The organism is Tenacibaculum halocynthiae (assembly GCF_964512825.1).
Classification (GTDB): Bacteria; Bacteroidota; Bacteroidia; order Flavobacteriales; family Flavobacteriaceae; genus Polaribacter; species Polaribacter halocynthiae.
Genome location: NZ_CAZELG010000029.1, coordinates 1 through 10389, shown reverse-complemented (window position 1 = coordinate 10389; position 10389 = coordinate 1). Strand labels below are relative to the sequence as shown.

Genomic DNA, 10389 nt, shown 5'->3' with positions numbered 1-10389 from the left:
ATCACCTAGTTAAAAATCAGCTAGACTTGGGTAAATAAATATAATATCATAACCATAAAGTAATCTATCTCTTTAAAATTAGATTACTCCATTGGTAATGACAAAAATATTCTCTCGCGAGGAATAGACATATACCTTGAGTGTCTTAAAATGATCAAGGGTTTAATAAATAAATTAAAAATTTTTAAAATGAAAAAATCAATTTTAAAATTAGGAAAGGTTTTAAAGAAAGCTGAACAAAAAGAAGTTAAAGGTAAAGGTATGAAGATTTCTTGTCTAGAATTGGGTTGGAATGAAGATACTTGTGAAACAGGTTGGAATCCTGAAGATGCTACTAAAGCCAGCTACTTTAAATGCTGCTAACATAAATAATATTAAATTATCATTAAAATAATTAAATTATGAAAAAATCAATTTTAAATTTAGGAAAGGCTTTAAAGAAAGTTGAACAAAAAATGATTAATGGTGGAGTTATACCTAATTCCTGTTTTGACAATTTACCAATTGTTTCAATAGAATGCAGGGAAATCGCACTCAGTGAATTTAACTCTGGTGGATGCCCAACCTGGAGTCCATGCTACACCTCAGGACCAACTGGCTGCATAGATTTGTGCATGCATGATCATCCTTCTTCTAAATATTAGATTATTCATCAATCTAAACTAGATTGAAGTGAAACCAAATCTTTAAATATAGATTTGTACATAGGTGCATTTGACTGTTGCTACTTTTATAAAAAGTAGCGCAGTCATTTTCTTTAAAAATTAGCCAATATATTAATTTAATCATAGCATCAAATTATGCCAGAGTTTATTCAAACTGAAGAAATACGAAGTGAAGAAGTACAAGAAATATTAAGTTATGTACCTAATTGGATGATTCGTTGGGGAAACACTTTGTTTTTTTTATTAATTATCATGTTATTGTTCATTTCTTGGTTTGTAAAATACCCTGATGTAATAGCAACAGAGGTAATGGTAACTACTTCTTTTCCTCCAGAGAAAATCTACGCAAAATCAGCTGGCCAATTTGAAGTTTTTTTAACACATGAAGGGAAAAAAGTAACTAAAAATGAAGTATTAGCTGTCATAGAAAATAGTGCTTCTTATAAAGATGTTTTATTATTAAAAAGTATTACAGATACAATAAATAAAGAAAAAGAAATTTTTCCTTTTCCCATTGATAAGTTACCTCCTTTATTATTAGGTGATATTACAACCAGTTATTCTCAATTTGAAAATCAATATTCTGAATATGTTTTAAATAAAGAATTAACACCATACAAATCAGAATCTTTTGCTAACAGGATGACTGTTATTGAAGCTAAACAACGATTACAAATTTTACGTTCCCAAAGAGAGTTTAGCAGGAAAGAACTAGAAATAAAACAAAAAGATTTAGAACGAAGTATAAAAATGTTTAACGAAGGTGTTATTTCAGCTAAAGAAAAAGAGCAAAAAGAAATAGAAATATTACAATCGAAAAGATCTTATGAAAATTCAGAAAGTTCAATTTCTCAATTAAGAGAGTTTATTAATAATTCAAAGAAAAATTTAGTAGGAACTACTATTAAGAAAACACAAAACGACACTCGTTTAAAGAAAAAGGCTATTCAGTCGTTTTTATATTTACAAAAAGCAATAAAAGATTGGCTTAAGCAATACGCTTTAACTAGCTCAATAAATGGAAAAGTTTCATTTTTAACATTCTGGAGTGAAAATCAAACTGTAAAAACAGGTGATTTAATATTTACAATAATTCCCGAAAAAAGCGATTCTTTTATCGGTAAAATAAAAGCACCTGCAGCAAATTCAGGGAAAATAAAAAAAGGACAAAAAGTACAAATACAACTATTGAACTATCCTTCAGATGAATTTGGAGAACTTAATGGAGAGGTGAAATCAATATCTCCAATAGCGGATACAGAAGGGAACTATTTAATAGATGTAATGTTCCCTCAAGATTTAAAAACTACTTATGATAAAAATATAGATTTTAGGCAAGAAATGAAAGGTACAGCTAACATAATAACTGAAGATTTACGTTTGGTAGAACGTTTTTTCTATCAACTTAAAAAAATTATTAAATAAAAAGGGTAACATAAATTAAAGTATTGAACACTATAGAAAATGATCTATATTTTGAAAAATACTTTAAACCAATTTGAGCAAAGTTTATTAAATAAAATCTCTTTTCTTTTTAAAGAATTGAACTTATTTAATAACGTTATAGACCGGCCAATCTTTATACGAATCAATTGATTTAAAAAATTAAAACCATCATTATTTGAATCTGAAGGTAGTCCGTTAATATTTTGTTCTCATTAAACAGTAAAAATTGACTACCTCTTTTCAAATACTAAAAATACTAATGAAAAAGGATTACAAAAAAGAAACACACTAAAATCAAAATCTATGAGAAAAAAAATAAAACAGTCGGGGGAAGATTGCTTAAAAGAAAAAATGAAAACAAGTACATCAGTTTAAATGAAAAAGAATAGTTGATTTAATTAATCTATCGGGGGAAAATTTGCTAAAAGAAAAAATGAAAACAAGTATATCAGCTTAAATGAAAAAGAAGAGTTGATTAAATGTATCTATCGGGGGAAAATTGCTTAAAAGAAAAAAATGAAAACAAGTATATCAACTTAAATGAAAAAGAAGAGTTGATTAAATGTATCTATCGGGGGAAAATTGCTTAAAAGAAAAAATGAAAACAAGTATATCAACTTAAATGAAAAAGAAAAGTTGATATTATTATTCTGTCGGAGAAAAATTGCTTAAAAGAAAAAAATGAAAACAAGTATATCAGCTTAAATGAAAAAGAAGAGTTGATATTATTACTCTGTCGGGGAAAATTACTATGAAAGAACAAAAATCATTAATACAATTCTAAGAAAAGAATACTATTTATTATAACTGTTGTATTGTATTGCTAGAAAAAGAGTTGGCTTTAACCAACTCTTTTATTTTCAAATAATCTAAGAACCTATATTGTAAATTTCTTTTCCCTTTTATTTTAAAATCATTACTAATGAACTAGCTGTAGAAACATTAAAGTTTGGTGGTAAATAACTTCCCCTACCATTATTATTTAAAATTAATCCATCAGTATACAATCCTGTATTGTACATATTCCATAAACATATCAATTTTTCATTAGCTATTAAATAGTCAGAAAGGTTTTGAATATTATCAATATAAATATTTTTATTTGGAAAGTTCAATTCCCATTTATTTAATTCTATTATCTCAATTAAATATTGATGATAATACATTTGAGCATCTAGTATGCCTCCCCATTTTAATGGGTCAGGACTTGTTGATGATTCTACTGGTGGGTTTGGCCCTCCAGACATAGGGTCTAAGTGCCAGTTATACGCATTAAATTGTTCATGAAAAGCAACTTCAAACGGATTAGAATCAACAACATTTGAATCCATTATGTCAATTAAATTTATACTTGTCAGTTTTGGATCTTTAATTAGTTCGTAAAAATAATCTCTTGCATATTTGTTCTCAATCAATGTTTTACCTATTAAAAACGAAGTCATATACATTAACTTAACTTTTTCATCTACTACATCATCTGATATTTCTATAGGATCAATAGTTCCTCCACCTCGTCTTCCTTTTTCCATTTTTTCAATCGCATCTATTGTTTCACTTTCAGAACAGGAAACACAAAGCACTAACACTAGACAAAATAATTTTAAAAATTTCATAAATACCTTTTTTAATATTTCTCGATACAAAAATACAACGGAATTAACTCGTTACTTTATTTAGTTCAAATTCGTAATATTTGAATTCAAATTCGTTTTTGTTTTTTTTAAAAAAGATTCTTTAACACCATATCTTTTCTCCTAGTAGCAACTGGTATTTGCTCTCCTGTTTTAGTTACAAGAAATCCTTCATTTGTATATTTAGTTATATAGGCTTTATTTACAATAAAAGACTGATGACATTTAATAAATCTCTTTTTATCAAGTAGTTCTTCTACTTTTTTCATAGGCTTTGAAATAACAATACTCTCTTCAAAAAGATAGAAGGTTGTATAATTCCCTTCTGATTTACAATACAAAATATCATCAAATGAAACTAAATGTTGTGTATCTAATGTTTTTAAAACAATTTTATGATGCTCTCCCTCTCTATAATAATGATTTGCTATTGTAATAGAATTACTTAATGTATTCTCTTTCTGTATAGTATTTACCGCTTTTTTTACAGCCTCAACAAATTCATCATCATCAATAGGCTTCAATAAATAATCCAAAGCTCCTAAACGTATTGCTTTTATAGCATGAGAATCAAACCCCGTTACAAAAATTATCTTGAAATTTATCTCCTCTAACGAGGATAAAATATCAAAGCTTGTACCATCCCCAAGATCAACATCCATAAATACTAACTGAGGCTGGTATCTTTTTATTTTTTCAATCCCTTCTTTTACTGAGATTGCTTCGTCAATAATAAATAATTCATTTTGAAAATCTTGAAATACTCTTTTCTTTAGATTTTCTCTAACATGCCTCTCGTCTTCTATAATTAATGTTTTTAACATTTTAAAGTATATTATATGGAATTTTTAATTCGACCTTGGTTCCTCTGCTACCTTTTCCTAACTCTTTTTTATTTACAACAGTAATTCCTTCTCCTGTCATTTTCTTTAAAAAATCGTCTATCAACTTAACCGAAGATCTTTTATCAACATTATTCTCATCAATTCCTATACCATCATCATCAATAATACAACAAATATACTTTTCATTAAAAATAAGTTTAATAATAAGGTTTCCAGTAATTTCAGTTTTTCCAAATCCATGAATTATTGCATTCTCTACAAAAGGCTGCAGTAGCATTGGTGGTATAAATACCTCATCTTCAGACTCAATAGTATTATCTATTAAAAAATTAAATCTTTCAGGAAATCTAAATTGTTGTAATTCAATATAATCTTGTAGTGATTGAAGTTCATCTTCAATAGGTACGTAGTCTTTAGTTGAATTTTCAAATATTGTTCGTAATAGTCTTGAAAATTTTTGAATATATTTTATAGATTTCGGACTATCTTCTTCAATGCTATTTTTAATCAAACTTAAACTATTAAATGTAAAATGAGGATTCATTTGAGAACGCAGTAACCGTTGGTGCAATAAGAAGTTTTGCTGTTCTATCTTAAACTTCCTTTGTCTAAAAAAATATAAAACCAACACTCCTATCATTATTCCAAATAACAATAAAGCAATTAAAACATATTGATTTCTTTCATACTTAAGATTTTGTATTTCAATTTTTTTCTTTTCCTTCTCTAAAACAATCTTATTTTTATATAGTTCTTTTTGTGTTTCCAACTCGCTATTAACTCTATTTGCATAATTTTTTTCCTGATATGCATAAATAGAATCTAATTGAGAAGTAACCTCTCCTATATCTTTATTTTTTTTATAAAGAATTTCTAAATTAGTTTTCAAGGCGTCTCTTTGATTAATATGATCAATATTATTTAACCCTAAGTAGAATATAGAATCTACATACTTTTTAGCTAGATCTATTTTCTTTAATTTAATATATGATTTAGAAATACTTACGTAGTTATTGGCATTTCTTGTTCCCGAAAGATGTATAGGTAATTTTTTTGAAAAAGTTAACGCATTACTATATGCTAAAATTGCTTTATTATACAAGTTACTGTTAAAATAATAATAACCTAATGTGGCATATAACTCATACTTTACTTCTGTTCTTAAATAAGACTCGTGTTTTACAACTTCAGTCAATTCTCTAATTGCCCTTTTGGGGCTTCCTAAACTACTATAAATACTAGACCTCCCTATTTTAGTCAAAACATAATTAGAAGAATCTTTAACTTTTAAAAACATAGCTGCGGCAGAATCATTTGCTTTTAAAGCTTTATCATATTCCTTTAATTTTGCTTTTACTTTTTGCCTAAATCGATAAACAGAAGCCTTATTTTTATAATCATACTCATTTAATAACGTGAATAGTTTCTCATTAACTCCCTCAGCATTCAAATAATCTTCCTTATAACTATAATAAGTTAGCGACAGAGCCCTAAAATATGATACTTCTCTGTCATTTTTTATTCTATTTTTTGTAAAAGAAGTTGCGTCTTTTAAATCCTCAATAGCTAAATCATGCTTTTTTAATCGATTATTAAACCTCGATGAAATATAGGAGAATTCAGCTTTTAAAGAATCTGATATTCCTTCTTTAGAAACTCCCTTAAGCTTCTCTAAATAAAACGCTAAGGAATCTTGTGATAATCCAATAGCAATTTTATCATTAAAATAACTTGGTAACTTTTTAAATATCACTTTATCCTGTTTTTTAAAGCAACCCATTGCAATTAAAAAACATATTACTACAATTATTTTTTTCATACTTACCTATAAACAACTCAACAAAGCTAGTTATTTCTTTATTAACACTCAGTTTAATAACTTTTGAGCTAGCAATCACTTTGTATCAGTAGAGAGTTCATCCATTTTGTTACAATCAACATTTATAATTCACCAAACAATTATTCAAAAAAACAGATTATTATCAAAGCACCTCAATTATGAATTAATACCTCACAAATATGAATTGACTTACATAGATACTTATTTCTTCTATAACTTCGTAAACAACTCACCTCCTTTATTGAAAAAGGATTTGTAAGAAACCAACTACAATTTGTTAACTATTTATGGGGCATACATTAATAAACATAGTACAACAACTTCTTAAAAGAAATCGAATTCCTTTTGATAAGGAAGAATTAGCATTTCAAATACAGAGTCATCCATCGTATCCTAGTTTACACGCTATAACAGGAGTGTTAGATCATTTTAATATAGAAAATGTAGCAGCAGATGTTCCTGTTAACTCAGAAACACTAGAGCAATTACCTTCTTGTTATATCGTACAAGTAAATGATAGTTCTGGGCAGAACTTAAGTGTAGTTGAAAAAAAGAAAAGTGATTATATTTTATATACCACAGAAGGCAAAAAAGAAAAGATATCAGAAGAAGAGTTTTTAAAGAAGTTTACAGGGATTATAGTAGCTGTTGAAAAAACAGATACAATACAAACTAGTAAAAAAACTAGTAAGATTCCTCAATATGTAGGTTTTGGAATCATAAGTATGTTAGCAGTTTTCTTAGTGTTAAAAACAACTGGTTCAGTTTTTAGTATTTCTCATTTATTGCTATCTATAGTAGGAATTGTGGTTAGTGTAGCTATCGTAAAACAAGAATTAGGCTTGCAAACTTCTATTGGCGATGCTTTTTGTTCTGGAGCAGATGATAAAAAAGATTGTGATGCAGTTCTTACTTCAAAAGGCGCAGAAATAATAAAAGGGTATAAACTAAGCGACTTCAGTATTTTATACTTTTCAACATTAACCCTTTTAACCTTTTTAGAAATAGCCACACCAGCTGTTTCTTATACAATAAGTTTAGTAGCAGTTCCAATAACATTATATTCAATTTATTATCAATATGCAGTAGTAAAAAAATGGTGTTTATTATGTTTGAGTATTGTTGGTTTATTATGGGTACAAGCATTAATTCCTGTATTAACAAATACTTATATTTCTAGCTTTGTGCCTAGTGATTATGTTGTTTTAGTAATTATAGGAACAAGTACATGGTTGGGATGGAGTTATATAAAACCTCTTATTTCTGAAGTAACAGAATTACGAAAAGAAAAAATAGAAGGAGTTAAATTTAAAAGAAACTACACTTTGTTTGAAGGCATGCTAAATAAATCTCCTCAAATAGATACAACATTTGATAAAAACCAAGAGATTGTTTTTGGAAATCCAACCTCAAATTTAGAAATAGTTGTTGTAACCAATCCTTTTTGTGGTCATTGTAAACCAGTTCATAAACAAGTAGATGAGATTTTACATAAATATAATGATTCGGTTAAAATAAGAATACGTTTTAATATAAACACTGAAGATAAAAGTGGTAATGCAGTAAAAGTAACTAGTCGATTATTAGAGCTCTATAACAACAATAAACAAAAAGAATGTTTAGAAGCTATAAGTGAGATTTATGAAGAAGGGAATGTTGATTTATGGTTAAAGAAATGGGGAGCGACTAATAATAGTGACTACTTTTTATCTGAATTAGAAAGAGAAAAAGAATGGTGTAAAAATAACGCTATTAATTTCACTCCAGAAATTTTAATAAATGGAAGGTCATTTCCAAAAGAATACAATAGATCAGACTTAATTTTCTTCATCGAAGAACTAGAAGAAAATAGCCAAACAATAATGAGTAAAATATAAGAACATATTCTCTCGCGAAGAATAGACATAATCGGTGAGTGTCTTAAAATGATCACCGCTAAAAACAACTTTAATTATTTTAATTATGAAAAAATCAATTTTAAATTTAGGGAAAGCTCTAAATAAAGCGGAACAAAAACAAGTAAGTGGTGGTAGAAAGCAATGTGATACAAATTTTGATCGCATATGTGAAGATTTTGGAAGACAATGTGCTGAATCATACTGTCGTTTACTATTTATACCTCAATAAATAATAAAAATTATGAAAAAATCGATTTTAAACTTAGGGAATACTTTAAATAAAAAAGAGCAAAAAGAAATTAACGGAGGTAAATGGAGAGCGTGTTCATCGATAGAGATAGCTGCTGGTTGTTACCATATTAGAACTGGTTGTTTTTGCCCTATAAGTTCTTTTTAATTCATCATAAAACAAGTTCAAAAACAACATCATTATGAAGAAATCAATTTTAAACTTAGGAAATGCTTTAAATAATGTAGAGCAAAAAGAAATTAACGGAGGGCGTCGTCCTAAATACATCTGTAATGCTGATGGACCAATAGTAGTTTGTACTTTTCCACAAACATGTACTTTAGGTAATAATGGATGGTATTGTAGTTAAAATTAAAACAAATTATGAAAAAATCAATTTTAAATTTAGGAAATGCTTTAAATAAAATAGAGCAAAAAGAAATTAACGGGGGGAGAAAATTCTGTACAAGCCATGCACAGTGTCCTGCTAACCAATGTTGTCAATCACCTCCTACTTCAAGTAGTGGAGTATGTGGAGCTGCAAATAATGGTCAAGGTTTATGCAATGGACAATTACCTTTTGAAGATGTACCATTTGGAGAAATACCAATGTTTTAACTTAAAAGGGCTGTATTTAGCCCTTTTTTTATTTTAACAAAAAATGAGTACTATAATCATTCTCTTATTAACAATACTAAAATTTTTATTTATGAAAGAATCAATTTTAAACTTAGGAAATGCTTTAAATAAAACAGCGCAAAAACAAATTAATGGAGGTAAAAAAAATTGTAATACACATAATGATTGCGGGCCAGGAGCTTGCTGTAATACTTCAAGGTTTTGTCAACTTTTTGGAGCCCCAAATTCAGGTGGACTTTTATGTGATGGCTCTTTATTAATTTTTTAAGCACACTTCTTTACAAGAGGTCTATAATTACAAAAGAGTGATTTTCACATTACATATACTTAGATGTTGTGTGAAAATCAAATTATTCAATAAAAAATTAACTTCTTGTATAAGTATATATAAAGAATTAAATTGCAACGGCTTCCTAATTTATAGATGTAAAAATTGCTACGATAAATAGAGCTATTAAAATGTAGAACATAAAATGTTTTCACTTTTTATTTAAGAAGAAAACTTTTAAAATAATTAAATTTTTCATTTGAAGAAATTTCCAAATTATAAGCAAACCGAGGCAAAAGATTGTGGCCCAACGTGTATAAAAATAATTGCAAAGCATTATGGTAAAACAATCAACACACAACAACTAAGAAAACTAAGTGAAACTACCCGAGAGGGAAGTAGTTTATTAGGTTTGAGTGAGGCAGTTGAATCTATGGGGTTTAAATCTTTAGGAATTAAACTTGCTTTTAGTAAACTTCGAGAAGCTCCATTACCTTGTATTATTCATTGGAATAAAAACCATTATGTGGTTCTTTATAAAATAAAGAAAGATACTGTATACGTATCGGATCCAGCTCATGGACTTATTACCTTTACTAAAGAAGAATTTATTCAACATTGGATAGGAAACAATGCTGATGAAAATACAGAAGAAGGAATAGCTTTACTAGTTGAACCTACTCCTAGGTTTTATCAAGAAGAATTTGAAGAAGACGAAAAATTTGGGTTCTCATTTATATTCAAATATCTTTTCAAATATAAAAAATTCATCATCCAACTTATTATTGGGTTATTAGCTGGTAGTTTATTACAATTAATCTTACCCTTTTTGACACAGAGTGTGGTTGATGTTGGTATAAAAAACCAAGATCTTAACTTTGTGTATTTAATATTATTTGCACAACTATTTTTATTTGTAGGAAAAGCA

The 10389-nt window shown here is 27.8% G+C and carries 13 protein-coding genes; 10 read left to right on the top strand and 3 right to left on the bottom strand.

What is annotated here, in order from left to right:
- Nucleotides 1–189: 189 nt before the first annotated feature.
- The 3 genes from ACKTTQ_RS11765 to ACKTTQ_RS11755 all read left to right on the top strand — a co-directional run bounded on the left by ACKTTQ_RS11765 (nucleotide 190) and on the right by ACKTTQ_RS11755 (nucleotide 2090).
- The gene (locus ACKTTQ_RS11765) at nucleotides 190–363 is read left to right on the top strand and encodes a hypothetical protein (protein ID WP_408049306.1); all 174 of its coding nucleotides are present in this window, start codon (nucleotides 190–192) and stop codon (nucleotides 361–363) included.
- Nucleotides 364–401: 38 nt separating this feature from the next.
- Nucleotides 402–644 carry a hypothetical protein gene (locus ACKTTQ_RS11760; RefSeq protein WP_408049305.1) on the top strand — a complete coding sequence of 81 codons (243 nt, stop codon included), beginning with the start codon at nucleotides 402–404 and terminating at the stop codon, nucleotides 642–644.
- A gap of 156 nt (nucleotides 645–800) precedes the next feature.
- Nucleotides 801–2090 carry an HlyD family secretion protein gene (locus tag ACKTTQ_RS11755; protein WP_408049304.1) on the top strand — a complete coding sequence of 430 codons (1290 nt, stop codon included), beginning with the start codon at nucleotides 801–803 and terminating at the stop codon, nucleotides 2088–2090.
- Nucleotides 2091–3013: 923 nt separating this feature from the next.
- Here the strand turns inward: ACKTTQ_RS11755 and ACKTTQ_RS11750 are convergent.
- The 3 genes from ACKTTQ_RS11750 to ACKTTQ_RS11740 form a co-directional block, all read right to left on the bottom strand.
- A complete protein-coding gene (locus tag ACKTTQ_RS11750; protein ID WP_408049303.1) occupies nucleotides 3014–3724 on the bottom strand; it encodes a hypothetical protein in 711 nt (236 codons plus the stop codon).
- A gap of 107 nt (nucleotides 3725–3831) precedes the next feature.
- Nucleotides 3832–4566 (bottom strand): LytR/AlgR family response regulator transcription factor, encoded by a 735-nt coding sequence (locus tag ACKTTQ_RS11745; protein WP_093869069.1) that lies wholly within the window; start codon nucleotides 4564–4566, stop codon nucleotides 3832–3834.
- A 1-nt stretch (nucleotide 4567) separates the two neighbouring features.
- Nucleotides 4568–6406 carry a histidine kinase gene (locus ACKTTQ_RS11740; protein ID WP_408049302.1) on the bottom strand — a complete coding sequence of 613 codons (1839 nt, stop codon included), beginning with the start codon at nucleotides 6404–6406 and terminating at the stop codon, nucleotides 4568–4570.
- 308 nt (nucleotides 6407–6714) lie between these two features.
- Here ACKTTQ_RS11740 and ACKTTQ_RS11735 point away from each other — a divergent pair, with 308 nt between their 5' ends.
- The 7 genes from ACKTTQ_RS11735 to ACKTTQ_RS11705 form a co-directional block, all read left to right on the top strand.
- Nucleotides 6715–8304: a vitamin K epoxide reductase family protein gene (locus ACKTTQ_RS11735; RefSeq protein ID WP_408049301.1), complete on the top strand. Its 1590-nt coding sequence runs from the start codon at nucleotides 6715–6717 to the stop codon at nucleotides 8302–8304.
- 85 nt (nucleotides 8305–8389) lie between these two features.
- Nucleotides 8390–8554, top strand: coding sequence for a hypothetical protein (locus ACKTTQ_RS11730; protein ID WP_299137136.1), 165 nt, complete (start codon nucleotides 8390–8392; stop codon nucleotides 8552–8554).
- Nucleotides 8555–8566: 12 nt separating this feature from the next.
- The gene (locus tag ACKTTQ_RS11725) at nucleotides 8567–8722 is read left to right on the top strand and encodes a hypothetical protein (protein WP_408049300.1); all 156 of its coding nucleotides are present in this window, start codon (nucleotides 8567–8569) and stop codon (nucleotides 8720–8722) included.
- 34 nt (nucleotides 8723–8756) lie between these two features.
- Nucleotides 8757–8924 (top strand): hypothetical protein, encoded by a 168-nt coding sequence (locus ACKTTQ_RS11720; protein WP_158530831.1) that lies wholly within the window; start codon nucleotides 8757–8759, stop codon nucleotides 8922–8924.
- 14 nt (nucleotides 8925–8938) lie between these two features.
- The gene (locus tag ACKTTQ_RS11715) at nucleotides 8939–9172 is read left to right on the top strand and encodes a hypothetical protein (protein ID WP_093869072.1); all 234 of its coding nucleotides are present in this window, start codon (nucleotides 8939–8941) and stop codon (nucleotides 9170–9172) included.
- A 91-nt stretch (nucleotides 9173–9263) separates the two neighbouring features.
- Entirely contained in the window at nucleotides 9264–9461 is a 198-nt protein-coding gene (locus tag ACKTTQ_RS11710) for a hypothetical protein (RefSeq protein ID WP_408049299.1), read from the top strand.
- 259 nt (nucleotides 9462–9720) lie between these two features.
- Nucleotides 9721–10389, top strand: a 669-nt coding sequence (locus ACKTTQ_RS11705; RefSeq protein ID WP_408049298.1) for a cysteine peptidase family C39 domain-containing protein, incomplete at its 3' end; no start/stop codon positions are given.

Coding starts and splice junctions, on each gene's coding strand:
- ACKTTQ_RS11710 (WP_408049299.1), top strand. CDS start 9,264: ATGAAAGAATCAATTTTAAACTTAGGAAATGCTTTAAATAAAACAGCG.
- ACKTTQ_RS11715 (WP_093869072.1), top strand. CDS start 8,939: ATGAAAAAATCAATTTTAAATTTAGGAAATGCTTTAAATAAAATAGAG.
- ACKTTQ_RS11725 (WP_408049300.1), top strand. CDS start 8,567: ATGAAAAAATCGATTTTAAACTTAGGGAATACTTTAAATAAAAAAGAG.
- ACKTTQ_RS11765 (WP_408049306.1), top strand. CDS start 190: ATGAAAAAATCAATTTTAAAATTAGGAAAGGTTTTAAAGAAAGCTGAA.
- ACKTTQ_RS11720 (WP_158530831.1), top strand. CDS start 8,757: ATGAAGAAATCAATTTTAAACTTAGGAAATGCTTTAAATAATGTAGAG.
- ACKTTQ_RS11745 (WP_093869069.1), bottom strand. CDS start 4,566: ATGTTAAAAACATTAATTATAGAAGACGAGAGGCATGTTAGAGAAAAT.
- ACKTTQ_RS11755 (WP_408049304.1), top strand. CDS start 801: ATGCCAGAGTTTATTCAAACTGAAGAAATACGAAGTGAAGAAGTACAA.
- ACKTTQ_RS11730 (WP_299137136.1), top strand. CDS start 8,390: ATGAAAAAATCAATTTTAAATTTAGGGAAAGCTCTAAATAAAGCGGAA.
- ACKTTQ_RS11740 (WP_408049302.1), bottom strand. CDS start 6,406: ATGAAAAAAATAATTGTAGTAATATGTTTTTTAATTGCAATGGGTTGC.
- ACKTTQ_RS11750 (WP_408049303.1), bottom strand. CDS start 3,724: ATGAAATTTTTAAAATTATTTTGTCTAGTGTTAGTGCTTTGTGTTTCC.
- ACKTTQ_RS11760 (WP_408049305.1), top strand. CDS start 402: ATGAAAAAATCAATTTTAAATTTAGGAAAGGCTTTAAAGAAAGTTGAA.
- ACKTTQ_RS11735 (WP_408049301.1), top strand. CDS start 6,715: ATGGGGCATACATTAATAAACATAGTACAACAACTTCTTAAAAGAAAT.